The following is a 25,448-nucleotide window of genomic DNA, read 5'->3' on the forward strand; positions in this document are numbered from 1 at the left end:
TCTCAGCCCGCGTTCATCCTCTGGCGCAGCTCAAAGGTGATCCGCGCAAGGAAATAGGCCAGCACACAGGCTAGCGCCGCGCCAAGGATAAAGACCCCAAGCACCACGACAGCCTCCGCCCCGACCAGCATCGGGAGAAGCTGGCTTACAAACGGCAACGGCGCGCCGGTCACGGCCTGCGCACCCACGGTCACCCCGGCCCAGGCCAGCAACAGCGCACCCAGCGCCCAGAGTCCACCGCCCAGCGCCTTCGAGACAGCCGCCCGGCGCAGGGCCGTCACCTGCCGCTGGATATCCGCCTGAACCGCCAAGAGCGACGGTACCACCAGCAGCACCAGCACCATCCCGAACCCAAGCCCGTAAACCAGCGTGATCACCGTTGGCTTGAGGAACTGCGCCTGCTGCGACTTTTCACTCAGCAGCGGTGCCAGCCCAAGAACCGTCGTCGCCGTTGTCAGGAACACCGGCCGCAACCGGTCTGCCGCGCCATCAATGATCGAGGGGAATAGCCCCCGTTCCTCGGCATATTCGTCAATCGTCGACACCAGAACGATGGAATCGTTGATGATGATCCCCGTCATCCCCAACAGCCCCACCACCGTGAACATCGACAGCGGCACCTCGTGGTAATAGTGGCCATAGATCGTCCCGACGAGGCCAAAGGGAATGATCGCCATCACGACCACGGGCCGCACCCAGCTCGAGAACACCCAGGCCAGCACGAGGTAGATCCCCATCAGACAGATGATCAGGCCAAACCGCGCATCCTGAAGAAAAGTGTCTTCCTGCTCGGACAGACCCGCCAGATCCCAGTCGACCTGAAGCTCCGAGGCAATGCCCGGCAGGATCACCTCTTCCAGAACCCGCTCGATCTCGACCGCGCGCGCCGGATCATCCTGCGAGATGTCGCCCGTCACGTTAATCAGGCGAATGCCGTTCTCACGCCGCACCGTCGAAAACCCGGTCTGCCGCTCCACCGTCACAAGATCAGCCAGCGGCACGTATTCACCGCCTGGCGTGCGCATCCGCGTCGCTTCGATAAAGTTGGCAGTCAGCTCGCCCGCAGGCAGTTCCACCCGGATCGCCGCACTGCGCGGCCCGTCCGGATAGGTCGCAGCCTCCCGCCCATTGAGCCGATGCCGCAACACCCGCCCCAGATCGTCAATCGCAAAGCCCAGAGCCCGCCCCTGCGGCGTCAGCTCAAGGATCAGCTCTTCCTTGTCATAGGCAAGATTGTCCTCCACCGCCGAAACCTCGGGGTATTCCAGAAGCGCCGTCTTGAGGGTTTCCGACGCCTGCTTGAGCGTCTGGGCATCCGCGCCATAAAACTGCACGTCCAGTGAATCCCCGCCCGGCCCCGAGCGGAAGCCCCGGAAACTCAGCGTATCAACCAGCGGATGCTTGACCACGGCCCCCTGCAGGTCGGCCACGAACTTGAAACTCGAATAGGGCCGCAGGTCGGGATCAATCAGCTCGATCGCGATCCCGCCCAACAGGTCGGGGTCCAGCGTATCCGAGCCGCCAACCACATAGCCCGCCGTGCCCCCCAGCTGGGTCAGCACGTAATCAAGCGGGTTGGTGCCGTATTTCTCTTCGTATTCCCTGGCCAGCGCCTCGGTCGCCCGCTGCATCTCGCGGCGCATTTCCTCGGCGTCCTGACGCGTCGCACTGGGCAGCATGATGAAGTTGCCCGTCACCGAAGACCGCTCCGGCGCGTTGAAGAACCGCCACTTCACGTCCCCCTGGATGAACAACGCCAGCTGTGACGCCAGCGCCACAATCGCCAACCCAAGCACGGGGTAGCGTGCCCAAATCACGAAACGGATGAAGGGGCGGAACAACACTTCGCGAACCCAACGGAATCCCTGGTTCACCTTGCGCGACGGCCAGTCGTACCAATGGTCCTTCACCGTATGTTTCAACGCATGCGCCATGTGGTTCGGCAGGATCAGGAAGCATTCCACCAGCGACGCCAGCAGAACCACGATCACCGTGAAGGGCACATCCGCGATCAACTCGCCGAAACGCCCGCTGATCACCGTCAGGCCAAAGAAGGCGATCACCGTTGTCAGGGTCGATGAAAACACCGGCATCGCCATACGCCGCGCCGCGTTCTCGGCGGCGACAAAGGGCGCCTCGCCCAACCGTCGCGCCCGCGCATCTGCATGTTCGCCCACCACGATGGCATCATCCACCACGATGCCCAGCGTGATGATCAGCGCAAACAGCGAGATCATGTTGATGGTGAACCCGAAGGCAAACATCATCGCCACAGTGGCCAGCATCGCTGTCGGAATACCCGCTGCCACCCAAAAGGCGATACGCGCGTTCAGGAACAGGAACAGCAGGCACAATACCAGCACCAGCCCCATAGCCCCGTTGTCCAGCAGGATATTCAAACGCCCCGTGATCGCCTCGGCACGGGTGCGGATCAACTCGATCGTCGTACCCTGCGGCAGGGTTGCCTGCATCTCGGCAGCCACCTCTTCCACGGTCTCCTGAATGCCGATGGCATCGCCCTTGTCGCTGCGGTCGATCCGGATCGAGATCGCGGGATCATTGCCCACGAAATAGGCCCGCTTGCGCGTCGCCGCCTCGACCCTCACCGTGGCCACATCGCCAATCGTCAACTTGCTGCCATCCGAATTCGAGCGCAGCACAATCTCCGCGATCTGGTCCGGTGCACGTTTCTCGATCCCCGTACGTACCCGCGCATTGGCTCCATCCACCGCCCCCGCCGGATCGGCATTCACCTCTTGCGCAATCGCCGCCGCGATCTGGGCAATGCTCAGATCATGAGTCATCAGGTCGACCATCGACACTTCGATCAGCGTCTCGGGCGAGGCGAAACCACGGATCGTTGTGCGCGTCACCCCTTCGGCAAACAGCCGCGCCACGAATTCATCGGTGTACTGGCCAAGCTGCTCCGGGTCCAAGGGTCCGGTGATCACCACATCCGTCACCCGATCCCGCCAGACCCCGCGCCGCACTGTCGGCTCTTCGGCCTCTTCCGGCAGGGTGTCGATGGAATCCACCACCGCCTCAACCGAATCCTCGGCCCGCGCCATGTCCCAGCCCGGCTCAAAGTTCAGCGTGATCCGCGCGTTGCCTTCAACCGAGCGGGACTCGGTGCTTTCCACGCCTTCCACCGCCAAAAGCGCGGGCTCCATGACCTGCACGATGGCGTTGTCCACGTCCGAGGCCCCGGCTCCTTCCCAGTCGACACTCACGCGTACATAGTCAACAACCACATCGGGAAAGAACTGCGCCCGCATCTTCGGAAAAGCCATCAGGCCGGCCACCACGAGCACCACAAGCAACAGGTTCGCCGCCGTCCCGTGGCGTGTGAAATACGACAGCAATCCGCTGGTGGGCTGGGACAGGCGGCGCATCAGCTTAGCCTCCCATCCGGCTTTCAAGCCGTTCAATCACCTGCGCCGGCACCTGCGGCTGCGCCAAGGCGCCCAGCAAACGCTCTTTCATCTCGGCAGGTATGCGCTTGTTGCCCTCGACAAAGGCAATCAACTCGGCCCGCCGCGCATCACTTAGGGACACGACATCCGGCTTAGCCTCGGCGACAGGCAACCCATCCACAAGCGGCTTCACCCGGATACCCGGCCCAAGCAGCGGCGTCAGACGCGCCACCACCATCTTGCCCTCAAGCCCGCTGTTGCGCACCAGGATGATGTCGGCCTGACGGCGCAGCAGGTCCACCTCGACCGCCTCAAGGCGATCCTGGTCACCCACCACCATCACGCGGCCCCGCGCATCCAGCGCACTTGCCGGCAGTTCGATGATCCCGTCAATTTCCGCCTCGCGCACACGCACAGTCACGAAATCACCCGGTTTGAGGCCACGCGGCGCATCCAGCCGGGCAAAGATCTGGCGGCCGGTCTGGCCATCGCCCACGATCGCCCCCTCGCGCGAGATCACCCCGGTCGCCGTCAGGTCTTCGCCCATCACGTCCAACATCACCCGCACTTTCGCCGGATGCAGGGCACCACGTTCATCCAAAAGCCGCACGTACTGCGGCGTCGACACCCGGAACGACACCTCAAGCGCCGTCGCATCAATCAATGTCGCCAGCCGCTCGTTGGGCGTCACCAAGCCACCCTTCACCACCGACACATCCGATAGCGTGCCGCTGAATTCCGCGAACAGGCTTGTTTCCGCCAACACCCGCTTGGCCTCGGCCTGCGCAATCCGGGTGCGTTCCAGACGGGTCGCCGCCTGATCAATGCGCGCTTCGGCCTGCGCCACCGCCTGCCGCCGGGCCACAACCGCCTGATTGGCCGATGCAAGCGACAGTTCCGCCGCCTCGACCGCCGCGGCCGTGCCCACGTCACGCGCCTGCAAATCCTGTTGCCGGCCAAGCGCCTGCGTGCGCAAGCGGGCCTGCTCCTGCGCCGCCAAAAGTTCTGCCTGCGCCAGCTCCAGCGCACGCGCGGCCTCACGCCCCTCGGCCTCGGCATCCAGCAGGTCGCTGTTCACCCGATCCAGCGCAAACTGCGCAACCGTCGGGTCGATCTGCAAAAGCAACTGCCCCTGCGCAACCTGTCCGCCTTCGATCACCGCATCATCCAGCCGCACGATCGTCCCCGAAGCCTTGGCCCGCAATTCAAGACTGCGGCGGCTCTCGATCTCGCCAAAGGCCACCAGTTCCGGCGCAATCCGGTCAGCGCGCGCCTCGACCACGTTCACCGCAAACAGCCGCTCGCGCGCCTGCGGCGGCCGGTTTTCCCGCGCCATCCGCTCGGACACCGCGCCCCAGACCATCTGCCCGGCATAGACGAGAAGGCCGATGGTCACGGCCAAAAGGAACATCCCCACAAGGCTTTGTCTCAAGAAACGCATGCTGGCCTTTCATCGCTGGCGTCAGTCGCACGACATCATCCGCCTTACAGGCGGTTTTGCCAAGTATTACGTGTCTTTACGTAGGAACGGATCACTTCCGTCGCAAATGTTCGTCAAGACGCGGAAATATTTCCACGAAGTTGCAGGGCAGATGCCGGTAATCCAGCTGGTACTGCAAAATCTCGTCCCAGGCGTCCTTGCAGGCCCCGGTAGATCCCGGCAGCGCGAAAAGATAGGTGCCGTTCGCCACCCCGCCCGTCGCCCGCGACTGCACCGCGCTGGTGCCGATCTTCTGCATCGACACCATGGTAAAGACCGTACCGAACGCCTCGATTTCCTTCTCATAGACGTCGCGGTGCGCCTCGACGGTCACATCGCGCCCGGTCAGGCCCGTGCCGCCGGTCGAGATGATCACATCCACATCCGGATTGGCACACCACTCCCAAAGCTGGGCCGCGATCTCGTCACGTTCGTCACGGATGATCTTGCGATCCGCCAGCAGGTGCCCCGCCCCTTCGATCCGCCCCACCAGCGTGTCGCCAGACTTGTCCTGATCAAGCCCCCGCGTGTCCGACACGGTCAGAACCGCGATACGCACGGGGATAAACTCTTTGTTTTCATCGAAACGGGGCATCACCTTGCTCCAGATAACCCCGCCACAGGACGGGGACAGTCAATAGGCAGGCCGGGCTTGCCCCGACCACGAAATCACAAGGCCGCCCCAGCCGGGGCAACCTCGAACACACGTCCAGCCGGGCCAAGGTTCACAACGCGGCTCGCGCCGATCCGCCCCTCTTCGCCCCAGCAATCATGTACATGGCCACAGACCGCCAGCTGCGGCTGCACCCGGGCAATGGCGTCGCGAATGGCGGTTGAGCCCACCGAAAGCCCAGTCGAGGTCCGGTCCGCGATCCCCTTGGGCGGTGAATGGGTCATCACCACATCGGCCTGTGCGCAGCCATCCAGCAGCGCGGCCGCCTGCGCCTCGTCCAGATCGCAGGACCAGCTACCAAAGGGAGTCACCGGCACGCCATAGCCCAACCCGAACACCGAAATCCCATCGATCTCGACACCCGACCCATGCAGCACATACCACCCTTCCGGCGCGGCACTTTGCAGTTCCTCAAAACTCTCGCAGTTTCCCGGCACGGCAACCACCGGCGCCTTCAGATCCGCCAGCATCTCCATCGCGCTGTTTAGCCCGTGCCGCGCATTGCAGAAATCCCCCGCCGCCAGCACCAGATCCACCTCGCCGCTCGCCTCCACCAGCCGCGCCGCATGGGCGGCCCCCAGATGCAGATCGGAAAAGGCCAGAACCTTCATGCAAGCTCTCGCAACTTGGCCTGCAAGCTCAGCAAATCCGCCCAGGCCTCGCGTTTCGCCCCCGGCTGCCGCAAGAGATAGGCCGGATGGAACATCGGCATCACCGGCTTGCCAAAGGCCTCCTGCCAGTTGCCGCGCAAACGGGTGATCCCGCGCCGACCAAGCACCGCCTGACAGGAAATATTGCCCATCAGAACAATCACATCCGGCGCGACGATCTCGACATGCCGTTGCAGGAACGGCCCCAGCATGGCGATTTCCTCGGGCAGCGGATCGCGATTCTGTGGTGGCCGCCACGGCAAGACGTTGGTGATATAGATCGACTGCGCCGACAGGGGCGCCTCGCGTCCCATCTCGATCGCCTCGAACATCCGGTCCAGCAACTGCCCCGCACGGCCGACAAACGGCTTGCCCTGACGATCTTCGTCCCGCCCCGGCGCCTCGCCGATGATCATCACCCGCGCCGCCGGATTGCCGTCCGAGAACACAAGGTTGCGCGCGCCTTTCTTCAGCTCGCAGTGATCAAACGCCGCCATTGCCGCCTTCAGCTCGTCCAACGTCTTGACCCGCTCCACCGCGGCCTTTGCCTCGACCACGGGATCGATCTTCGGGGCCGCCACAATCGGCGCTTCCGCCTCGGGTGTCTTGACCGGCTTGGGCTGTTTCTTCGGCGCCTCGTAACGGTTCAGCGGCGCATCCAGCATCGCCTCGGTCACCCCAAGGTCTACCTGCCACTCCAGCAGGGCACGCGCCGTGTAATAGTCGAGGGCCGATTCCATGCCGCCACCCTATCGCGTTGGTCACGGGGCCGGAAGGGCACAAAGGGGCGCTGCCCCTCTTGCCCCATCCGGGGCAATTCACCCCGGAGGTATTTTTGGTGCATTGAAGCCCATGGGTCTTCTTGCCCCGCACCTGCGGCCTTTCTATAAGCAGTCAAACATCCGGATAAGGAGCGGGCCATGGGGTTCCATCAAAAACACCTGTTGGGGATCGAGCATCTGCGTCCCGAAGAGATCACCGCGATCCTTGATCTGGCCGATCAGTATGTCGATCTGAACCGCCGCGAGATGAAGCATTCCGATGCGCTGACCGGCCTCACGCAGATCAACATGTTCTTCGAGAACTCGACCCGCACGCAGGCCTCTTTCGAACTGGCCGGCAAACGCCTTGGGGCGGATGTGATGAACATGGCGATGCAGGCCTCGTCGATCAAGAAGGGCGAAACCCTGATCGACACCGCGCTGACGCTCAATGCCATGCACCCCGATCTTCTGGTGGTGCGACACCCGCATTCCGGCGCGGTCGATCTGCTGGCGCAAAAGGTGAACTGCGCCGTGCTGAACGCCGGTGACGGCAAGCACGAACACCCCACGCAGGCGCTTCTGGATGCGCTGACCATCCGCCGCGCCAAGGGCCGCCTGCATCGCCTCAACATCGCGATCTGCGGCGACATCGCCCACAGCCGCGTGGCGCGCTCGAACCTGATCCTGCTGGGCAAGATGGAAAACCGTGTCCGCCTGATCGGCCCGCCCACCCTGATGCCGAGCCAGATCGGCGAGTTCGGCGTCGAGGTCTACGAGGACATGAACGAGGGCCTGAAAGACGTTGACGTGGTGATGATGCTGCGCCTGCAACGCGAACGCATGGACGGCGGCTTCATTCCGTCCGAACGTGAATACTACCACCGCTATGGCCTTGATGCCGCGAAACTCGCGAATGCCAAGGACGACGCCATCGTCATGCATCCCGGCCCGATGAACCGCGGCGTCGAGATCGACGGCGAAATCGCCGATGACATCAACCGCTCGGTGATCCAGGAGCAGGTCGAAATGGGCGTCGCCGTACGCATGGCCGCCATGGACCTTCTGGCCCGCAACCTGCGCGCCAGCCGCGCCGCACAACCGGTCGAGGCCTGATCGATGGAAGACCCCAAAGACCCGAAAATGAGCGGCCGCGTGGCCACCGTCGCCCTGATCGTCATGTTCGCGATGGTTGGTCTGATCGTCTGGATCGGCGGGTGAGCCGGATGGAGGTCTCTGCCACCGAACGCGGCCTCGTGCGCCTGTTCGCGGTGGACCTTCCTGCCGAAGAGATCGAGACCTTCCGCACCCCCGACACCAACGAAGACGGCGATCTTGTTGCCTGGCCTCTCAAGGCAGCACTTGGCGCCTCCTATCTCGACGAAGACTTCATCGAACTCTTCCCCGTCAGGGACCTCGAAGAGCTGGGCCTGCGCGGCTACATGGTGCAGGGCCTTGGCATCGCCGAGGCGGATGTGACTGAAGACACCCTGCGGCTCGACGCGATTGATGGCTGGGTGCTGGTGATCCTGTCGAACGCCTTTGACGGGTTCGCCCAGACCCTTGCCCCCCGCGCGCCGCTTCGCTGGATCGGGACCTACAAGGAAGAAACCGCCCCCGTCACCTTTGCGCCGCTGCCCTCGGATGCCGCCAGGGGTGTGGTCGAAACGCCCGGCTCCGCCAAATCCAACCCGCATCTTACCCTGTTGTGGGCCATCCTCGCCCTGCCCGTCGCCGCGCTGCTGATCGGCGTTATCCTGTTCCTCTTGCTGACATAGGGGCGACAGATGCAGGACGACCTGATCTTCGACCACGAAACCCGGCTTGAGACATGGCGCCCCGCCTTCCGCATCTTCCTGCGCAAGCTGCTCTTCGTTGCCGCCCTCACCACAATCGCACTGTTGCCGGTCATCGTGTTCTTCGGCGTGATCGCATGGCTGGCCGCGTCACTCCTAGGGTCGCTGGTCTATATCCTCGTGCTGGACGACTATGCCGAATGGCAGGACCGGCGCGGGGACACATGGGTCCTGACCGACCAGCGCCTGATCTTCTGTCGCGGTGACGCGCCCGACGATCCCGGCATCGCCCCGCTTGAAGAGATCACCCGCGTCACCCGCTGGATGTGGTGGGGCGTGAAACTGCAGTTTGCCAACCGCACCGCCACCGTCATGCTGTTCCTTCCCAATTCCGCCACAGTGCGCGATAAAATTGACGCGGCGCGCACCGCGCGACTTGCCACTTTGGCCGCGACCCCTCATTGATCTTCGGGCCGGACACGCGGGTCCGGTGAAACAAGGGCGCCCACCGGGGCGAAGGCCATGTCACGCCGAGCATTGAAACGCCGTCTGCGCAAGGACGAGGAAATCCTCTGGGAAGGACACCCGCGACAGGGGCTTCTGCCCAACCGTCCCATGGAATGGCTGGTCTTTCCGGTCATGTTCCTGCTGATCCCCGGTTTCGTGCTCCTTGGCAGCATCGGCCTGTTCCTGACGCCCAAAACCGGGCTGGATGCGGCCTTTCATATCGGCCTTCTGGCGATCCCCGCCGTGATCGTCGCGGTCATGGCCGCGCTCATCATGCTGCAACGCCGCCGCACCTATTACGCTGTCACCAGCCAACGCGCCTTCATCCGCTATTCCGGCGGCAACGGCCTCTGGCGCTATTCCCGCTTTGAAGAGATCGGGCCGCAAACCCACATCCGCGCCCGCATCGGCCGCAAACGCTCCAACATCCTGATCGCCCAGCGCCGCCCCGGCCTGCAATTTGCCAAGCGCAAGGCGGGCGACCGTTACTTCCAGTTCTGGGCCATTGCCGACGGTGAAGAGGTTCTCGACCTGCTGAAACAGGTGCAGGCCGGCGAAACGCCAGACACGCAGACAGCCCCGGAAACCCCGCCCGAGCGTATCGAACCCACGGCCACCCCGACACCCGCCGCCGAGGAAGACATCGTGCCGTCGTTCCTGCGCACCGCCAGCGCCGCCGTCGACACCCTGTCTGAAAAACGCGGCCCCGCCGCCCCCGAGGCACGCCCGCTGGACGATGATCGCGACGAGCCGCCCCTGACACCCGAAGAAGACGCAAAGGACCCCTCCGATGCCCGAGATGACACCGACAACACCTCTCGGTGACGGCGAAGAGGTTCTGACCTCCTTCCGCGCCGACCGCGCCACCTATATCCGCACCAACACGTGGATGGCGGTGATCGCGATGGCGGCCGGCATGGCGATCCTCTGGTTCCTTGAAAATCCCCACGTCTGGACAGGGGCCGTCGGTGGCCTGCTCGCGGTGGCGATCCGCGCCTTCTACCTGATGAGCGAAGAAATGTCGGTGCGCTGGGATCTCACCAACCAGCGCCTGCTTGGCCCGATGACCCGCACCATCCGCCTTGGCGAGGTGAAAGAGTTGAACAAGCTCGGCAATGTCGTGCAGGTCGTCACCACCACCGGCGACAAGCATCTGGTCAAGTATCAGGCCGACCCGAACGAAACCATCCGCCAGATCAACGCGGCCAAACTCGGTGGCAGCTTGTGACAGACGGCTGGGAGGGCATCCTCGATCCGGAAGAGCGCATCCTCTGGCAAGGCCGCCCCGACGGCGGCATCGTCATCAGTGTCGCAAATATCGCCAGCGGTGCCTTTGGCCTTTTCTTCGCAGGCTTCGCCCTGTTCTGGATGATCATGGCCTCGCAGGCGGGTGGCGTCTTCTGGATGTTCGGCCTGCTGCACTTCTCGGTCGGCATCGGCATCGCCTTTGGCCCGATTGTCGGCGGCGCCTTCATCCGACGCCATACCTGGTACACCCTCACCGACCGACGCGCCTTCGTCGCCACCGACGTGCCGATCAAGGGCAAGACTCTCGACAGCTACCCGATCACCAGGGACACACGGATTTCCTTTGAAGAAGGCGGGCTGTCGAACATCCATTTCGCCGAAGGCATGCGCTATCGCGGCGGCAAGAAACGCCTCTCCCCCATCGGCTTTGAACGCATCCCCGACGGTCGCGAGGTCTATCGCCTGATCCGCGACATCCAGAAAGCACAGCACGAGCAGGTACAATGAACGACGATCTCTATGGTCACGATCTGGAAGCAGGTGAAAAGGTGGTCTTTGTCGGACCTACGTCGCCAGAACCAGTGAGGGAAGTCGCCATTTTGGGGGCAGTGGTCTTCATTATGGCTCCGACTCTTTGGCGATTGTTGGACAAATGGCCATTTATGGCCGCGCTCGAACCAGACAGTAAACTGCAGATAGCGCTGCTCCTCTTTCTCTTGGGCATATCCGCCATGGGCTTTCTCAATCGCCTGTTTCAAAGCACACGACCCACCCCCAAAAAAGCACGCCCCGCATTACTCACAACCCACCGCGTCATCGCCCCCGACGGCCATAGCATGCCCCTCTCCCGGATTTCCTCAGTCCGCACCCGTTTCTCTGCCACCATTCTCGAAGGGCAAAAGCTTGCGGACGGCATGACAATAGGGAATATGCAGAACGCACGCGCCTTCCGTACCGCCATAGAAAGATCCCTCGCATGACCACGCTCTTCACCAACGCTCGCCTGATCAATCCCGCCACCGGCGAAGACACCCTCGGCAGCCTGCTGGTGCAGAACGGGACGATCGCGGCACTCGGCGCCGAAGTCGCCGTTCCCGAAGACGCGGAGGTCATCGACTGTGGCGGCAAATGCCTTGCCCCCGGCATCGTCGACATCGGCGTGAAGGTCTGCGAACCCGGCGAACGCCACAAGGAAAGCTACAAGACCGCGGGCCTTGCCGCGGCGGCGGGCGGTGTCACCACCATGGTCACCCGCCCCGACACCACCCCGGCCATCGACAGCCCCGAAACCCTCGAGTTCGTCACCCGCCGCGCCAACGAGGCCGCGCCGGTCAACGTGGTGCCGATGGCGGCGCTAACCAAGGGCCGCGAAGGCCGCGAAATGACCGAGTTCGGCTTCCTGCTCGACGCCGGTGCCGTGGCTTTCACCGATTGTGACCACGTGGTCACCAACACCAAGGTCTTCTCGCGCGCCCTGACCTACGCCCGCAGCCTTGGCGCGCTGGTCATCGCCCACCCGCAAGAGCCGGGCCTGTCCAAAGGCGCTGCCGCCACCTCCGGCAAATTCGCCTCGCTGCGCGGCCTGCCCGCCGTCTCGCCCATGGCCGAACGCATGGGCCTTGATCGCGACATCGCCCTGGTCGAGATGACCGGCGTGAAATATCACGCCGACCAGATCACCACCGCCCGCGCCCTGCCCGCCCTGCAACGCGCCAAGAACAACGGCCTCGACATCACCGCCGGCACCTCGGTCCACCACCTGACCCTCAACGAACTCGACGTGGCCGACTACCGCACCTTCTTCAAGATCAAGCCGCCGCTGCGCTCGGAAGACGACCGCCTCGCCGTGATCGAAGCGGTAAAAACCGGCCTGATCGACATCATTTCCTCGATGCACACCCCGCAGGACGAAGAATCCAAACGCCTGCCCTTCGAAGAGGCCGCCTCCGGTGCCGTGGCGCTGGAAACCCTGCTGCCCGCCGCCCTGCGCCTCTATCACGCCGAACAGCTCACCCTGCCCGAACTGTTCCGCGCCATGGCCCTCAACCCGGCCCAGCGCCTTGGCTTGCCCGGTGGTCGCCTTGACGAAGGCGCGCCCGCAGACCTCGTCCTGTTCGACCCCGACGCGCCCTTCGTGATGGACCGTTTCGCACTGCAGTCAAAGTCCAAGAACACGCCGTTTGACGGCCAGCGCATGCAGGGTAAGGTGCTCGCGACCTACGTTGCTGGCAAATCTGTGTACCGGAGAGACTGATGCCCGAGATCATCCTCAGCCCCACCGCCCTTCTTGTCTGGGCGGCGCTTGGCTATCTGCTGGGGTCGATCCCCTTTGGCATGGTCATCACCAAACTCCTCGGGCTCGGCAACCTGCGCGAAATCGGATCGGGCAACATCGGCGCCACCAACGTGCTGCGCACCGGTTCCAAACCCGCCGCCGCCGCCACCCTGATCCTCGACGGCGGTAAAGGCGCCATCGCCGTACTGATCGCCCGCGCGCTCGCCTCCGAAGATGCCGCCCAGATCGCCGGTCTCATGGCCTTTGTCGGCCACTGCTACCCGATCTGGCTCCGGTTCAAGGGCGGCAAGGGCGTCGCCACCTTCCTCGGCCTGTTGCTGGCACTGGCATGGCCCGTCGGCATCGCCTGCTGCCTGACATGGTTGGCCACCGCCGCCATCTCGCGCATCTCGTCGCTCTCGGCCCTCGTCGCCGCCGCGACCTCTTCGGCGTGGATGCTGATCCTCGGCTACGGCCACGCCTATTTCCTCGGCATCCTCGTCACGCTTCTCGTCTTCTGGCGTCACCGCGAAAACATCCAGCGCCTGCGGGCGGGCACCGAACCGAAGATTGGCAAAAAGTAACAGTTTCAAACCCTTAAAGAGTTTCCCCCAATGACATTCAACCAATCCATCGAAACCTGCCTCGTCAAGTACGTCACCTTTTCAGGCCGCGCATCACGCTCGGAATTCTGGTGGTTCTGGCTGTTCTGCTTTGTCGTCAACGGCCTGCTGACATGGGTCGACCGCGGCCTGTTCCCCGACTTCGCCGGCAGCGGCATTTTCTCGACGCTGTTTGCCCTCGGAACCTTCCTGCCATCCCTCGCCGTTCAGGTGCGTCGCCTGCATGACATTGACCGTTCGGGCTGGTGGTTCCTGATCATCCTCGTCCCGCTGGTCGGCCTCATCGTCTGGCTGGTCTGGGCGGTTAGGGAAGGCACCCTCGGTAGCAACCGATTTGGCGACGATCCGCGCCACGGCGCAAGACTGTAAACCATCCGGAAAAGACGCCGCGGAATACCTCTACGCGCGCCCTAAATTCGCCCAGATTCAAAGCGATCTCTGGAGCTGTATTTTCAGTTCCGGAGATTTCCCATGATGGGCCCCCTTGCCGCCGTTGAATCCGTCGTCTTCAAATATTTTCAAGTCAGTGGCCGCGCGACCCGCGCCGAATACTGGTGGTGGGGCCTGATCCAATTCACCATCCTCGCCATTCTGGTGTTCAGCGATGCCCGCGCCTTTTCCAACGCCCATGACCTGGGTCTGCCCCCGTCACTGAACCCGCTGCACTACACCTCGCTGCTCTTCATCCTCGCGACCATCATCCCAAACTTCACCGTCACCATCCGCCGCCTGCACGATTCCGGGCGCTCGGGATTCTGGTACCTGATCCTCTTTGCCCCCTTTGTCGGCGGTATCTGGTTCCTCATCCTGATGCTGCTGCCCTCCGAACGCGACGACAACATCTACGGCCCCACCTGGCACGACCACAGCAAATGGCAGGGCAAGAGCGAAGGCAAGGCCAACCCGATGCAGGCCTACGCCGTTCTCGACCGCCTGCACGACGAGCCCGACGCGGCCACGATCGCCGCCCGCAAGGCCGAAATTAGCGAATATTACCGCAACCGCGTGCTGCAAGGCCCCAAGGATTGACCCACCATACCGACGGAACGGCGCAATTCCGCACTGTTCCGTCGCTGTTCCCCTTGCCCCCCGCCTTGCCCTTGCGATAGCCCTTGTAACAAATACAGAACGGCAGGAGACTCAGGATGGAAATCGTATCGGAAAACAAGGCATTTGGCGGCGTTCAGGGCGTCTACAAACATCACTCGCAAACCTGCCACTGTGACATGACCTTCGGCCTGTTCCTACCCGAAGAAGCGGCCTACACCCCGGTGCCGGTTCTCTGGTATCTCTCGGGCCTGACCTGCACCCACGAAAACGCCATGACCAAGGCCGGCGCCCAGGCCTGGGCCGCCGAACAAGGCATCGCGCTGATCTTCCCCGACACCAGCCCCCGCGGCGATGACGTCGCCGACGATGACGCCTACGATCTCGGCAAGGGCGCGGGCTTCTACGTGAACGCGACTCAAGACCCCTGGGCCAAGCACTTCCAGATGTGGGACTACATCGCCGAAGACCTGCCCTCCCTCGTTCAGGAAGAATTCCCCCTCGACATGAACCGCCAGGCCATCACCGGCCACTCGATGGGCGGTCACGGCGCCCTGACGCTGGCCATGTCGCTGCCCGGCCGCTTCCGCTCGGTCTCGGCCTTCGCCCCGATCTCGAACCCCACCGGGGGCGACTGGGGCCGCAAACAACTCTCTGCCTACCTCGGCGATGACGAAAGCAAATGGGCCGCCCACGACGCCTCGCTCCTGATGCGCGAAAAGGGCTTTGACGGTCCCGTCCTGATCGACCAGGGCGCAGAGGACCAGTTCCTCGACCTGCTTCGCCCCGAGACGCTGGCATCGGCCGCCGCCGCGCGCCGCCAGGAAATCACCCACCGCATGCAGAAGGGCTATGACCATAGCTACTTCTTTGTTTCCACCTTCATGGAAGACCACGTCGCCTTCCACGCCGAGGCCCTATACGGAGAATAATCGGTGAGTCACTACGACCTTATCATCATCGGCTCTGGCCCTGCGGGCAAAGCCGCAGCCATCCAGGCTGGCAAACTCAAACGCCGCGTGCTGGTCATCGACCGCCGCGACCAACTCGGGGGCGTGTCGGTCCACACCGGCACCATCCCCTCCAAAACCCTGCGCGAGACCGTTCTCAACCTCTCGGGCTGGCGCGAGCGCAGCTTCTACGGCCGGTCCTACCGCGTGAAAGACGACATTCACGCCGAAGACCTCAAGACCCGTCTGCACATGACCCTCGAGGACGAGGTCGACATTCTCGAACACCAGTTCAACCGCAACCACGTTGACACCCTCATGGGGCTGGCCAAATTCGTGGGCGCAAACGAGGTCGAAGTCGCCACCGAGGCAGGCGAGACCATCCGCCTGACCGCCGACAAGTTCCTGATTTCGACAGGCACCGTCACCTATCGCCCGGAATACGTGCCCTTCAACGGCAAGACCGTGGTCGACAGTGACGAATTCCTCGAACTCGCCCGCATCCCCCGTTCGCTGATCGTGGTCGGCGCAGGTGTGATCGGGGTCGAATACGCCACCATGTTCTCGACGCTGGATGTACGCGTCACCCTGATCGAACCCCGCGACAGCTTCCTCGATTTCATCGATCGTACGCTGATCCACGAGTTCACCCACCAGATCCGCGACAACGGCGTCGATCTGCGTCTCGGCTCTGCCATCGAGAAGATCGAGGACGCTGACAACCACGTTGAAGTCAGCCTCGCCAACGGCCGCCATGTCCGCGCCGAGATGCTTTTGTTCGCCGCTGGCCGCATGGGCGCCACAAGCAAGCTGAACCTCGAAGCCGTCGGCCTTGAAACCGATCACCGTGGCCGTCTCGAGGTGGACCGCAAGACCTACCAGACCAAGGTGCCCCACATCTACGCCGCCGGCGACGTGATCGGCCACCCCTCGCTGGCGTCAACCTCGCTGCAACAGGGCCGCGTCGCGGGTTGTCACGCTCTCGACACCCCCACCCTGCCGGAAAGCCCCTGGTATCCCTACGGCATCTACTCGGTGCCGGAAATGTCCACCTGCGGCATGTCCGAAGAGGAACTCCAGGAGCGCGGCATCCCCTACGAAGTCGGCATCGCCCGCTTCCGCGAAACTTCGCGCGGTCACATCATGGGCCTTGAACACGGCATGCTGAAAATGCTGCTCAGCCTCAAGACCCGCCGCGTTCTCGGCGTTCAGATCGTCGGCGAAGGCGCCACCGAACTGATCCACATCGGCCAGGCGGTGATGAACCTCAAGGGCACGGTCGACTACTTCGTCGAAAACACCTTCAACTACCCGACACTGGCCGAAGCCTACCGCATCGCCGGTCTGGATGCCTTCAACCGCATGCCGATCCCGGACGAGTTCAAGGTCAAGCGCGGCAAGGGCGACCACCCTGCCGAAGCCGCCAATGACGCCCCGGCGGCCAAGAAGAAAAAGTAACGGTAGGGGGCACGCCATGCGCATCTTCGTCGACGCTGACGCCTGTCCCGTAAAGGCCGAAGCCGAACGGGTCGGCACCCGCCACAAGGTGCCGATCTACATCGTTTCCAACGGCGGCCTGCGCCCCTCGCAGAACCCGCTGGTGGAAAACGTCATCGTCCCCGAAGGCCCGGACGTGGCCGATATGTGGATCGCCGACCGCGCCACCACCGGCGACGTGGTCATCACCGGCGATATCCCCCTCGCCGCGAAATGCGTCGAAGCCGGCGCTCGTGTCCTCAAGCACAACGGCGAGGCCCTGACACAGGCCAATATCGGCAATGTGCTGGCCACCCGCGATCTCATGGCCGACCTGCGCGCCGCCGATCCCTTCCGACAGGGCGGCGGCAAGGGCTTCACCAAGGCCGATCGCTCCCGCTTCCTCGACGCCCTCGAACGCGAATTGCGGGCCGCCGCCCGCGCTGGCAAACCCTGAAAACTTCGCCTATTTTCCAATCCCATCGCTGCGCGAAACCCTGCCTTTACACTCCAATTCTTGTTTTGCCCCCTCCGAAGCCTACAATTGTTTCAAGGCCTCAAGACCGCAAACCGCACGAACCGGACCCATTTCCCCGGTCGCAAAACAGGAAGCGAGAGTGCCCCATGAAAGACTGGAGTGACTTGAAATTCGTTTTGGCGCTGTCCCGCGCAAAAACAATGAAAGCCGCTGCCGAGATGCTTGGCACCAATGCCGCCACCGTTTCACGACGTCTCGACAAACTGACCAACGAAGTCGGCAAGCAGCTTTTTACAATGGACACGGACGGCTGGCGCCCTACCCGCGAGACCCAGGCGCTGGTCGAACTCGCCATGCGCATCGAGGCCGATCTCGACCAGTTCGACAACCTCCTTGCCAAACCCGCAAGCGAACTGAGCGGCACCATTTCGATAAGCTGCTACCAGGGCATCAGCATCCTGACGCTCGCCCCCAACCTCGCGGCCTTTCACGAACGCTTTCCCAATCTCAACCTCGATATCGAGTACCGCCCCAACCGCAGCCTCGCCCGTGGCGAGATCGACCTCGCCATCCGCCTCGACCTGCCCAAAGAAGGCCGTCTGATGTCCAAGCGCGTGGGCTCCCGCGTCAGCGCCTATTACACGCGCAAGGGAAACACCCCCGGCAAGGACTGGGTCGGACTGGCCCGCGAATTCGATGATCTGCCCATGATGAAACAGGGGCTTGCCTACTTCGAATGCGATCCCGTCGCCCGCCTCGGATCACTGTCGGAAATCGAACAGACACTCCTGAATTCCAAGATGGCCGGCCCCCAGCTGTCCTGCGCGGTCAACGGCCACGGAAAACTCGACCTGATCGATGACCAGCGGCTTATCTCGGTCAAACCCATTCACCTGATCTACCACGAGACCCGCCGAAATGACACGCGACTCCAAGCAGTTAAGTCCTGGATCGAAAACTGCTTCGCCGGTCCAACCGCCTGCATGTGCGGCAAATGCAGCTTCCCCGTCGAGACCGGGATCAACGTCTAATTTCGCAATCCCCACGTTGCATTTCTCAATATAGATGCCGGATTCGCAACGTGCTTTAAACGCCGGACAAGGTGCATCCCAAGCAGTTACTGCAACCACTCACGACCCACCTTGTTGACACCTTACCAGTGTCATCGTGACCTTCTTCAGCTCCCCGCTGAATATCCCGGTTGAGTTGAAAAACGCTCAACCGGGTTTCTTTTTTCCAAACCGGAATCTCCAACGAAAATTGGATACAAAACAGGGTAGGAAAAGCCCCGCCGCGCCGCTAGGGTCGCCCCGAAACACACCACGAAAGCAGACCCATGCCCATCGACGCAGTGATCTTCGACATCGGCAACGTGCTGATCGAATGGCAGCCGGAAAACTTCTATGACCGCACCATCGGCGCGGACCGGCGCAAGGCGTTTTTCGCCGCAACCGACATGCACAAACACCACGAACAGGTCGACGCCGGCGTACCCCTGCTCGAGATGGTCGAAAACGTGGTCGCCCTACACCCCGACTGGGAGGCAGAGATCCGCATGTGGCACGACAACTGGAACGACCTCGCCGCCCCGGCCATTCCGCATTCCGTGCGCCTGCTCGACGCCCTGAACCGCAACAACGTTCCCGTCTTTGCCCTCACCAACTTCGGCTGGGACAACTTCCCGACCTCGCAACAGGCCTTCCCCTTCCTCAAGACCTTTGCCCGCGAATACGTCTCCGGCCGCCTGCAACTTATGAAACCCGATCCAAGGATCTACGAACACGTGGAACAGGATTGCGGCATCGCGCCTGATCGGCTCTTGTTTGCAGACGACCGCGCCGACAATATCAAGGCCGCCGCCGCACGCGGCTGGCAAACCCACCTTTTCACCGATCCGCAGGGCTGGGCCGACCGACTGGTCGCAGAAGGCCTGCTCAGCAAGGAAGACGCCGCATGACCACCATTATTGATTTCGACAACGGCGATCCCCTGCTGGACTGGATCGAGCTGACAGATGCCTTCGCCGCCGGCCACGACCTCCCCAAGGCGGAAATCTCCGACAGCTTCCTCTATCGCGGCAAGGACACGCTCCTCCAGCGTCAGGCCTGGATCGACGGCATGGGCATCGGCGTGAAATCGGCCACCGTCTTTCCCGGCAACCCGGCGCAGGGCGTACCGATGATCCACGGGGCTGTCACCCTCTATGACGACGCCCACGGCATCCTCGAGGCGCTGATCGATTTTCATCTCGTGACCAAGTGGAAAACCGCCGGCGACAGCCTGCTCGCCGCCCGCCGCCTCGCCCGTCCCGACAGCAGGAACATCCTGATCGTGGGGGCCGGCACCGTGGGCCGCAACCTGCACGCAGCCTATTCCGCCGCCTTCCCCTCGGCAAACTTCACCGTTTGGAATCGCACGCAGGCCAACGCCGAAAAGATGGCCGAGGACATCGACGGTCTCAAGGTGGCCACCGATCTCGAAACCGCCGTGGGCGAGGCCGACATCATCACCTCTGCCACCATGTCAACAGACCCCACCCTGCGGGGTGACTGGCTGCAACCGGGCCAGCACGTCGACCTGATCGGTGCCTACCGCCCCGACATGCGCGAGATCGACGACACCGGCATGGCCCGGTCCCGCATCTTCGTGGACAGCCTCGACACCACCATCGAACATATCGGCGAGTTGAAATTCCCCCTCGCCAACGGCACGATCCGCCGCGAAGATGTTCTGGCCGACTACTACAACCTCGCCGCCTTCAGCCGGCAATCGGACGAGGAAATCACCCTCTTCAAAAACGGCGGTGGCGCGCACCTCGATCTGATGACAAGCCGCTATATCCTTAACAAGTGGTCCACGCGATAAGACCGCAAAACCTTCTCGAAGGTTTTGCCCCGGGGAAATTCTTGGCCAAGAATTTCCTTCCCGACCGACCTGTCGTGGAACCCGCACCGTTTCACAAAACGCACCGCCGCAATACCGACGTTATACCGACGCGGCACCGACGTGGATTTTACCCGGGTTTTCGCCGTTAACCTCAGGCCGCGGCCCCCACAAGGGGCCGCTCCTTGATCGGCAGGTGAACGATGGCCGAGAACGCCCCAACACCAACACCGATCCACCACACCATCGTGTAATCGCCAAAGGCGTCATACATCCGCCCCCCCAGCCAGACGCCAAGGAAGCTGCCCAACTGGTGGCTGAAGAACACGATGCCATAGAGCGTGCCCATGTAGCGCAGCCCGTAGATATGCGCCACCAGCCCCGATGTCAGCGGCACGGTGGCGAGCCACAGCGACCCCATGACAATCGAGAAGATGATCACGCTGGTCGGGGTGATCGGCAGGAGGATGAACGTACCCGCGGCGATGGTCCGCAAGAGATAAACCGTGGCGAGCAGGTACTTTTTCGAATAGCGCTTGCCCAGGTATCCTGCCAAAAGCGTGCCCGCGATATTGGCAAGACCAATCAGCGAAATCGCAATGGCACCAAGGGCCGACGTGGTCGAAATCCCCACCGCCGCCAGGGTGCCCGAAGGATCGATCGCCGCACACATCTCGGTGATCATGGCCGGGAAATGGGCCGTCACAAAGGCCAGCTGATAGCCGCAGGAAAAGAACCCAAGGAAGATGAAGGTGTAAGACGGGTCCTTGAATGCCTTGAGGAGAATCTCCCCCATGCTCTCTTCCAGCTCGGCCTTGCTGGCGGCCACAGGCGCGCGCATCATCGGCAGCATCAACAGCACCGCAAGGATCGCCGCCGCAAAGACAAGGAACGTGCTCTGCCAGGTCATGAAGCCCAGCATCCATTCCGCCAGCGGCGCCCCGAACACCTGCCCGGCAGACCCCGCCGCCGTGGCAATCGCCAGCGACATGGAGCGGTTCTCATCCGAACTTGCCCGCCCGACCACGGCAAGAATGACGCCGAACCCCGTGCCTGCAATCCCGAAACCTACAAGAATTTCATAGACTTGGTGCGCCCCCGGTGTCACGGCATAGGACGACAGGACAAGGCCGATGGCATAGGTCACGGCCCCCATGATGATGGCCTTGCGGTCGCCGATCTTTTCGGCAATCGCGCCAAAAATCGGCTGCCCGATACCCCAGGCAAGGTTCTGGATCGCAATCGCCAGCGAGAACTCTGCCCGCGCCCAGCCGAACTCGTCCGCAATCGGAATCTGGAACACCCCAAAGCTCGCCCGGATGGCGAAACTTACGAGGATAATGATGCACCCGACGATCAGAACGGGCGTCATCAGGGGGGTACGGCTCTGGTCCATGGGGCTCTCCTGTTGGCGCGGCCACATTGACCATCTGTGCATCCCCCGTCAAATCAGCATTTTTTATCTGTCAGTTAAATCCTTTGAATGAAACATGCCGCGACGTCCCAACGCGGCGCTTCTGTCTTTTCACGCAGGCCAAGGCGCGATATTCGGGTTTCATGCGAACAGTACTCGAGATCTACGCCGACAGGATCGCAAGCGGCGACATTCACGCAGACGACGCGCAGGAAGCCGTCCTGCCCGAATTCGAACGCATCCGCGAAGCCGTCTCGCGCCCCGTCAAGAAAACGTGGTTCCGCAAGGCCACCCCCGAACCGGTGCAGGGCCTCTACCTCTGGGGCGGTGTCGGACGCGGCAAATCCATGCTGATGGATCTCTTTGTCGACGCGCTCGACGTGCCGGTGCGCCGGGTCCATTTCCACGCCTTCATGCAGGAAATCCACACCGGCATGCACGCCGCCCGCCAGCGCGGTGTCGAGGATGCCATCGAACCGGTCGCCAAGGACGTGGCCGAAAGCGTTCGGGTTCTTGCCTTCGACGAGATGCAGATCACCGACATCACCGACGCGATGATCGTGGGCCGCCTCTTCGAACAGCTCTTTGCCGCCGGTGTCGTGGTGGTCACCACCTCCAACCGCCTGCCAGACGACCTCTACAAGGACGGCCTCAACCGCCAGCTCTTCCTGCCCTTCATCGAGTTGATCAAGGAACAGCTGAATGTCTGGGAACTGGTTAGCCCCCGCGACTATCGCCAGAACCGCCTGAAGGGCAGCCAGGTCTATTTCGTGCAGGCCAATACCGAGGCGCGCGACACCATGCGCGCGATCTGGAAAGACCTGAGCGGCGGCCCGTCCGAGCCGCTGGTCCTGACCGTGAAGGGACGCGAAGTCACCCTGCCTGCCTTTCGCAATGGCGTCGCGCGCGCCTCTTTCTTTGACCTCTGCGGCAAGATGCTGGGGCCGGGCGATTACCTCGCCATCGCCGATGCGGTGAAGGTGCTGATCCTCGAAGACATCCCCCGCCTTTCACGCCACAACTTCAACGAGGCCAAGCGATTCGTGACCCTCATCGACGCGCTTTACGAGGCCAAGGTGCGCCTGATCTGCTCGGCGGCGGCAGAGCCCGAGATGCTCTATGTCGAAGGCGAAGGCACCTTCGAATTCGAACGCACCGCATCGCGCCTGCGCGAGATGCAGGATGAATCCTGGGGGCAGGAACGCGACTGACGCGCTCAGGTTTTCCCAATGAATTCAGACTTTTGTAGAAATTATTAGGGGAGCGCCCTGCGCTCCCCCCTTTTCGCCTGCCTGTCCCGTAAGCCTGCAAGGACGACCCGTTTATTTGCTTCTGTTCCGCGGGGCCGCCGAATATTTTCCGACTATGCCGCAGTGATTCGAATCAGTCAACGGGGTGATTCGCAAAATCGCGAATCGGTTAGCCATTTTCTTGCAGAACATTCCCCGCCAGATACAGCGAACCACAGATCAGCACCCGCGCCGAAGGCGTTTCGGCCACGATCTCGGCCAGTGCCGCCTCGACACTTTCGGCCGTCCGCGCCGTCATCCCGACACCGGCCGCCGCCGCCGCGGTCTCTTCTGCCGGCAGGGTATTGGCCTCGCCCGGGATCGACACGGCAATCAGGCTGTCCGCTTGCGCCGCAAGAGGCCGCAGATAGCCCGACACATCCTTGGTGTTCAGCATCCCGCAGATCATATGCGTCGGACGCTCCGGCAGGTCCGCCAGCACCTTGCCCAGCGCCACACCCGCCGCCGCGTTGTGCCCGCCATCAAGCCACAGCTCGACCTCGGGCGCACTCTCGACCAGCGGACCATGGCGCAGGCGCTGCATCCGCGCGGGCCAGCTTGCATCGACCATCGCCGCCTCGCAGGCGGCCTCGTCTGCACCAAGGTGGCGCAGAGCCGCGATTGCCGCGCCCGCGTTCATAACCTGGTGATCGCCCAGCAACGCAGGCATCGGCAGGTCAAGAAGCCCGGTCTCGTCCTGATAGATCAGCCGCCTGCGCTCCTGCCAGACGTGCCAGTGCTGACCATAGGCAATCACCGGTGCACCCAGACGTGCGGCGGTGGCCTCGATGACCTCCATTGCCTCGTCCTCCTGCGGACCAACCACGCAAGGCACGCCCCGCTTGATGATCCCGGCCTTTTCGGCGGCGATCTTGGCCAGCGTGTCACCAAGAAACTGCTCGTGGTCGATCGACACAGGCGTGATGATCGTCAGCGCAGGCGTGTCGATCACGTTGGTTGCATCCATACGCCCGCCAAGCCCCACTTCCAGCAGCGTGTAATCCGCCGGCGTCCGGGCAAAGGCCAGCAGCCCGGCACAGGTGGTGATCTCGAAATAGGTGATGTCGATGCCGCCGTTCTTCTCGTAGCATTCATCAAGAATTTCGGTCAGATGCGCCTCGCTGATCAGCTCACCCGCCAGCCGGATACGTTCGTGAAACCGCGCCAGATGCGGCGAGGTATAGGCGTGAACCGCCTTGCCCATGCCCTCAAGACCCGCGCGGATCATGGCCTGGGTCGATCCCTTGCCATTGGTGCCCGCGATATGGATCACCGGCGGCAACTTGGCCTGCGGATTGTCCAGTGCCTCAAGCAGACGCCAAACCCGATCAAGGGTCAGGTCGATGATCTTGGGATGCAGCGCCATCATGCGCTGAAGAATCGCGTCAGAAGTCTGGGTCATGGTCTATCGCCTGGCAAAAGTTCGATACGCTTACATCAGAAACGGGGCTCCTGCACATCGCCAGAAGCCCCGTCTGATCCATCAAAAACGACGGATTGTTATTTCGCCTCTTCAGAGGCCTCTTCGGACGCCTCAACCGGCGCAACCGCGATGGCCTCCTCAGCCGGGGCCGGGAGATCGCCTTTCACCGCGGGCGGCATGTCCATCAGCATCCGCACGATGGTGATCAACTCGTCGCGCATCTCGGTTCGGGCAATCACGCGGTCCAGCATGCCGTGGTCCAGCAGGTACTCGGCGCGCTGGAACCCTTCGGGCAGCTTCTCGCGGATCGTCTGTTCAATCACGCGCGGACCAGCAAAACAGATCAGGGCATTCGGCTCGGCGATCTGAACATCGCCCAGCATCGCATAAGACGCTGTCACACCACCGGTGGTCGGGTGGGTCAGCACGACGATATAAGGCAGCCCCGCCTCTTTCAGCATCTGCACCGCCACGGTCGTGCGCGGCATCTGCATCAGCGACAGGATACCTTCCTGCATCCGCGCACCACCGGCAGCCGAGAACAGGATCAACGGGCGTTTCAGTTCCACGGCACGTTCGGCGGCCGCGATGATCGCGTTGCCGACATACATGCCCATCGAACCACCCATAAAGGTAAAGTCCTGACAGGCCGCAACGATCGGCGTACGCCCGATCTCGCCTTCCGCAACCAGCATCGCTTCCGCCTCGCCGGTCTTCTTCTGGGCGCCCTTCATGCGTTCGGGATATTTCTTCTGATCCTTGAACTGCAACGGATCGGTGATCGGCGCGGGCACGTCGACCTCGACAAAGATACCACCGTCAAACAGCGCCTCGAAACGCGCACGCGGCGTGATCGCCATGTGGTGGCCGCACTGGGTACAGACGTTCTGGTTTCCCGAAAGTTCGCGGTGGAACAGCATCGTGCCGCACTCATCACATTTCGACCACAGATTGTCCGGCGTCTCACGACGGGAAAAGATCGAATTGATCCGGGGGCGGACATAGTTGGTGATCCAGTTCATACACAGGGTCCTTCTTGCGGTCCAAGGCGGCTTATTTCAG

26 protein-coding genes are annotated in these 25,448 nt (G+C 62.7%); 18 read left to right on the forward strand and 8 right to left on the reverse strand.

Translation table 11 applies throughout. The features are described from left to right. Window positions 1-2: 2 nt before the first annotated feature. The 5 genes from NNA36_RS01600 to NNA36_RS01620 all read right to left on the reverse strand — a co-directional run bounded on the left by NNA36_RS01600 (window position 3) and on the right by NNA36_RS01620 (window position 6,956). Window positions 3-3,392 (reverse strand): efflux RND transporter permease subunit, encoded by a 3,390-nt coding sequence (locus tag NNA36_RS01600; protein WP_255103606.1) that lies wholly within the window; start codon window positions 3,390-3,392, stop codon window positions 3-5. Window positions 3,393-3,396: 4 nt separating this feature from the next. Beyond that, window positions 3,397-4,854, reverse strand: a complete 1,458-nt coding sequence (locus NNA36_RS01605) for an efflux RND transporter periplasmic adaptor subunit (RefSeq protein ID WP_255103608.1) — start codon at window positions 4,852-4,854, stop codon at window positions 3,397-3,399. A 91-nt stretch (window positions 4,855-4,945) separates the two neighbouring features. Next, the gene (gene moaB / locus NNA36_RS01610) at window positions 4,946-5,488 is read right to left on the reverse strand and encodes a molybdenum cofactor biosynthesis protein B (RefSeq protein ID WP_255103610.1); all 543 of its coding nucleotides are present in this window, start codon (window positions 5,486-5,488) and stop codon (window positions 4,946-4,948) included. Window positions 5,489-5,562: 74 nt separating this feature from the next. After that, window positions 5,563-6,177 (reverse strand): metallophosphoesterase, encoded by a 615-nt coding sequence (locus NNA36_RS01615; protein ID WP_255103613.1) that lies wholly within the window; start codon window positions 6,175-6,177, stop codon window positions 5,563-5,565. Then, window positions 6,174-6,956: a uracil-DNA glycosylase family protein gene (locus tag NNA36_RS01620; RefSeq protein ID WP_255103615.1), complete on the reverse strand. Its 783-nt coding sequence runs from the start codon at window positions 6,954-6,956 to the stop codon at window positions 6,174-6,176. The genes NNA36_RS01615 and NNA36_RS01620 overlap by 4 nt, the downstream gene beginning before the upstream one ends. A gap of 180 nt (window positions 6,957-7,136) precedes the next feature. Here NNA36_RS01620 and NNA36_RS01625 point away from each other — a divergent pair, with 180 nt between their 5' ends. The 17 genes from NNA36_RS01625 (at window position 7,137) to NNA36_RS01705 (ending at window position 20,242) form a co-directional block, all read left to right on the forward strand. Continuing rightward, on the forward strand, window positions 7,137-8,093 hold the full coding sequence (locus NNA36_RS01625) for an aspartate carbamoyltransferase catalytic subunit (RefSeq protein ID WP_255103617.1): 957 nt from the start codon (window positions 7,137-7,139) through the stop codon (window positions 8,091-8,093). Window positions 8,094-8,203: 110 nt separating this feature from the next. Further along, complete coding sequence (locus NNA36_RS01630) at window positions 8,204-8,755, forward strand: hypothetical protein (RefSeq protein WP_255103619.1); 552 nt, start codon at window positions 8,204-8,206, stop codon at window positions 8,753-8,755. Between the two features lie 9 nt (window positions 8,756-8,764). Further along, on the forward strand, window positions 8,765-9,238 hold the full coding sequence (locus tag NNA36_RS01635; RefSeq protein ID WP_255103621.1) for a hypothetical protein: 474 nt from the start codon (window positions 8,765-8,767) through the stop codon (window positions 9,236-9,238). A 57-nt stretch (window positions 9,239-9,295) separates the two neighbouring features. After that, the gene (locus NNA36_RS01640; RefSeq protein ID WP_255103623.1) at window positions 9,296-10,105 is read left to right on the forward strand and encodes a stage II sporulation protein M; all 810 of its coding nucleotides are present in this window, start codon (window positions 9,296-9,298) and stop codon (window positions 10,103-10,105) included. Further along, on the forward strand, window positions 10,071-10,508 hold the full coding sequence (locus NNA36_RS01645; RefSeq protein WP_353339991.1) for a hypothetical protein: 438 nt from the start codon (window positions 10,071-10,073) through the stop codon (window positions 10,506-10,508). The genes NNA36_RS01640 and NNA36_RS01645 overlap by 35 nt, the downstream gene beginning before the upstream one ends. Then, window positions 10,505-11,035 carry an aspartate carbamoyltransferase catalytic subunit gene (locus tag NNA36_RS01650; RefSeq protein WP_255103624.1) on the forward strand — a complete coding sequence of 177 codons (531 nt, stop codon included), beginning with the start codon at window positions 10,505-10,507 and terminating at the stop codon, window positions 11,033-11,035. The genes NNA36_RS01645 and NNA36_RS01650 overlap by 4 nt, the downstream gene beginning before the upstream one ends. Continuing rightward, the gene (locus NNA36_RS01655) at window positions 11,032-11,508 is read left to right on the forward strand and encodes a hypothetical protein (protein WP_255103626.1); all 477 of its coding nucleotides are present in this window, start codon (window positions 11,032-11,034) and stop codon (window positions 11,506-11,508) included. Before NNA36_RS01650 ends, NNA36_RS01655 begins: the two co-directional genes overlap by 4 nt. Further along, on the forward strand, window positions 11,505-12,782 hold the full coding sequence (gene pyrC / locus NNA36_RS01660) for a dihydroorotase (RefSeq protein WP_255103628.1): 1,278 nt from the start codon (window positions 11,505-11,507) through the stop codon (window positions 12,780-12,782). Before NNA36_RS01655 ends, pyrC begins: the two co-directional genes overlap by 4 nt. After that, window positions 12,782-13,387 carry a glycerol-3-phosphate 1-O-acyltransferase PlsY gene (plsY, locus tag NNA36_RS01665; RefSeq protein WP_255103630.1) on the forward strand — a complete coding sequence of 202 codons (606 nt, stop codon included), beginning with the start codon at window positions 12,782-12,784 and terminating at the stop codon, window positions 13,385-13,387. Before pyrC ends, plsY begins: the two co-directional genes overlap by 1 nt. Window positions 13,388-13,417: 30 nt before the next feature. Further along, window positions 13,418-13,795 (forward strand): DUF805 domain-containing protein, encoded by a 378-nt coding sequence (locus NNA36_RS01670; RefSeq protein WP_255103632.1) that lies wholly within the window; start codon window positions 13,418-13,420, stop codon window positions 13,793-13,795. A gap of 102 nt (window positions 13,796-13,897) precedes the next feature. Continuing rightward, window positions 13,898-14,455 (forward strand): DUF805 domain-containing protein, encoded by a 558-nt coding sequence (locus tag NNA36_RS01675; RefSeq protein ID WP_255103634.1) that lies wholly within the window; start codon window positions 13,898-13,900, stop codon window positions 14,453-14,455. A gap of 116 nt (window positions 14,456-14,571) precedes the next feature. Further along, entirely contained in the window at window positions 14,572-15,405 is an 834-nt protein-coding gene (fghA, locus tag NNA36_RS01680; RefSeq protein ID WP_255103636.1) for an S-formylglutathione hydrolase, read from the forward strand. 3 nt (window positions 15,406-15,408) lie between these two features. Then, the gene (gene sthA / locus NNA36_RS01685; protein ID WP_255103638.1) at window positions 15,409-16,881 is read left to right on the forward strand and encodes a Si-specific NAD(P)(+) transhydrogenase; all 1,473 of its coding nucleotides are present in this window, start codon (window positions 15,409-15,411) and stop codon (window positions 16,879-16,881) included. Window positions 16,882-16,897: 16 nt separating this feature from the next. Continuing rightward, window positions 16,898-17,356 (forward strand): YaiI/YqxD family protein, encoded by a 459-nt coding sequence (locus NNA36_RS01690; protein WP_255103640.1) that lies wholly within the window; start codon window positions 16,898-16,900, stop codon window positions 17,354-17,356. A 167-nt stretch (window positions 17,357-17,523) separates the two neighbouring features. Beyond that, entirely contained in the window at window positions 17,524-18,408 is an 885-nt protein-coding gene (locus NNA36_RS01695) for a LysR family transcriptional regulator (protein ID WP_255103642.1), read from the forward strand. Between the two features lie 305 nt (window positions 18,409-18,713). Then, the gene (locus tag NNA36_RS01700) at window positions 18,714-19,334 is read left to right on the forward strand and encodes an HAD family phosphatase (RefSeq protein WP_255103643.1); all 621 of its coding nucleotides are present in this window, start codon (window positions 18,714-18,716) and stop codon (window positions 19,332-19,334) included. Beyond that, complete coding sequence (locus NNA36_RS01705) at window positions 19,331-20,242, forward strand: ornithine cyclodeaminase family protein (RefSeq protein WP_255103644.1); 912 nt, start codon at window positions 19,331-19,333, stop codon at window positions 20,240-20,242. Before NNA36_RS01700 ends, NNA36_RS01705 begins: the two co-directional genes overlap by 4 nt. A gap of 172 nt (window positions 20,243-20,414) precedes the next feature. Here the strand turns inward: NNA36_RS01705 and NNA36_RS01710 are convergent, their stop codons facing one another. Then, on the reverse strand, window positions 20,415-21,656 hold the full coding sequence (locus NNA36_RS01710) for an MFS transporter (protein WP_255103645.1): 1,242 nt from the start codon (window positions 21,654-21,656) through the stop codon (window positions 20,415-20,417). Between the two features lie 161 nt (window positions 21,657-21,817). Between NNA36_RS01710 and zapE the strand changes: the two genes are divergently transcribed. Beyond that, window positions 21,818-22,885 carry a cell division protein ZapE gene (zapE, locus tag NNA36_RS01715; protein ID WP_255103646.1) on the forward strand — a complete coding sequence of 356 codons (1,068 nt, stop codon included), beginning with the start codon at window positions 21,818-21,820 and terminating at the stop codon, window positions 22,883-22,885. Between the two features lie 208 nt (window positions 22,886-23,093). Here zapE and NNA36_RS01720 read toward each other — a convergent pair whose 3' ends face one another. Continuing rightward, complete coding sequence (locus NNA36_RS01720) at window positions 23,094-24,365, reverse strand: folylpolyglutamate synthase/dihydrofolate synthase family protein (protein WP_255103647.1); 1,272 nt, start codon at window positions 24,363-24,365, stop codon at window positions 23,094-23,096. A 98-nt stretch (window positions 24,366-24,463) separates the two neighbouring features. Beyond that, complete coding sequence (gene accD, locus NNA36_RS01725; RefSeq protein ID WP_255103648.1) at window positions 24,464-25,408, reverse strand: acetyl-CoA carboxylase, carboxyltransferase subunit beta; 945 nt, start codon at window positions 25,406-25,408, stop codon at window positions 24,464-24,466. Window positions 25,409-25,448 lie beyond the last annotated feature (40 nt).

The sequence above is a fragment of the Shimia sp. CNT1-13L.2 genome (genome assembly GCF_024331145.1).
Taxonomy (GTDB): Bacteria; Pseudomonadota; Alphaproteobacteria; order Rhodobacterales; family Rhodobacteraceae; genus Shimia.

Coding starts and splice junctions, on each gene's coding strand:
- NNA36_RS01700 (WP_255103643.1), top strand. CDS start 18,714: ATGCCCATCGACGCAGTGATCTTCGACATCGGCAACGTGCTGATCGAA.
- NNA36_RS01605 (WP_255103608.1), bottom strand. CDS start 4,854: ATGCGTTTCTTGAGACAAAGCCTTGTGGGGATGTTCCTTTTGGCCGTG.
- NNA36_RS01620 (WP_255103615.1), bottom strand. CDS start 6,956: ATGGAATCGGCCCTCGACTATTACACGGCGCGTGCCCTGCTGGAGTGG.
- NNA36_RS01710 (WP_255103645.1), bottom strand. CDS start 21,656: ATGGACCAGAGCCGTACCCCCCTGATGACGCCCGTTCTGATCGTCGGG.
- NNA36_RS01675 (WP_255103634.1), top strand. CDS start 13,898: ATGATGGGCCCCCTTGCCGCCGTTGAATCCGTCGTCTTCAAATATTTT.
- NNA36_RS01600 (WP_255103606.1), bottom strand. CDS start 3,392: ATGCGCCGCCTGTCCCAGCCCACCAGCGGATTGCTGTCGTATTTCACA.
- NNA36_RS01645 (WP_353339991.1), top strand. CDS start 10,071: ATGCCCGAGATGACACCGACAACACCTCTCGGTGACGGCGAAGAGGTT.
- fghA (WP_255103636.1), top strand. CDS start 14,572: ATGGAAATCGTATCGGAAAACAAGGCATTTGGCGGCGTTCAGGGCGTC.
- NNA36_RS01705 (WP_255103644.1), top strand. CDS start 19,331: ATGACCACCATTATTGATTTCGACAACGGCGATCCCCTGCTGGACTGG.
- NNA36_RS01615 (WP_255103613.1), bottom strand. CDS start 6,177: ATGAAGGTTCTGGCCTTTTCCGATCTGCATCTGGGGGCCGCCCATGCG.
- NNA36_RS01625 (WP_255103617.1), top strand. CDS start 7,137: ATGGGGTTCCATCAAAAACACCTGTTGGGGATCGAGCATCTGCGTCCC.
- accD (WP_255103648.1), bottom strand. CDS start 25,408: ATGAACTGGATCACCAACTATGTCCGCCCCCGGATCAATTCGATCTTT.
- NNA36_RS01655 (WP_255103626.1), top strand. CDS start 11,032: ATGAACGACGATCTCTATGGTCACGATCTGGAAGCAGGTGAAAAGGTG.
- moaB (WP_255103610.1), bottom strand. CDS start 5,488: ATGCCCCGTTTCGATGAAAACAAAGAGTTTATCCCCGTGCGTATCGCG.
- zapE (WP_255103646.1), top strand. CDS start 21,818: ATGCGAACAGTACTCGAGATCTACGCCGACAGGATCGCAAGCGGCGAC.
- NNA36_RS01695 (WP_255103642.1), top strand. CDS start 17,524: ATGAAAGACTGGAGTGACTTGAAATTCGTTTTGGCGCTGTCCCGCGCA.
- plsY (WP_255103630.1), top strand. CDS start 12,782: ATGCCCGAGATCATCCTCAGCCCCACCGCCCTTCTTGTCTGGGCGGCG.
- pyrC (WP_255103628.1), top strand. CDS start 11,505: ATGACCACGCTCTTCACCAACGCTCGCCTGATCAATCCCGCCACCGGC.
- NNA36_RS01640 (WP_255103623.1), top strand. CDS start 9,296: ATGTCACGCCGAGCATTGAAACGCCGTCTGCGCAAGGACGAGGAAATC.
- NNA36_RS01690 (WP_255103640.1), top strand. CDS start 16,898: ATGCGCATCTTCGTCGACGCTGACGCCTGTCCCGTAAAGGCCGAAGCC.
- NNA36_RS01630 (WP_255103619.1), top strand. CDS start 8,204: ATGGAGGTCTCTGCCACCGAACGCGGCCTCGTGCGCCTGTTCGCGGTG.
- NNA36_RS01720 (WP_255103647.1), bottom strand. CDS start 24,365: ATGACCCAGACTTCTGACGCGATTCTTCAGCGCATGATGGCGCTGCAT.
- NNA36_RS01635 (WP_255103621.1), top strand. CDS start 8,765: ATGCAGGACGACCTGATCTTCGACCACGAAACCCGGCTTGAGACATGG.
- NNA36_RS01670 (WP_255103632.1), top strand. CDS start 13,418: ATGACATTCAACCAATCCATCGAAACCTGCCTCGTCAAGTACGTCACC.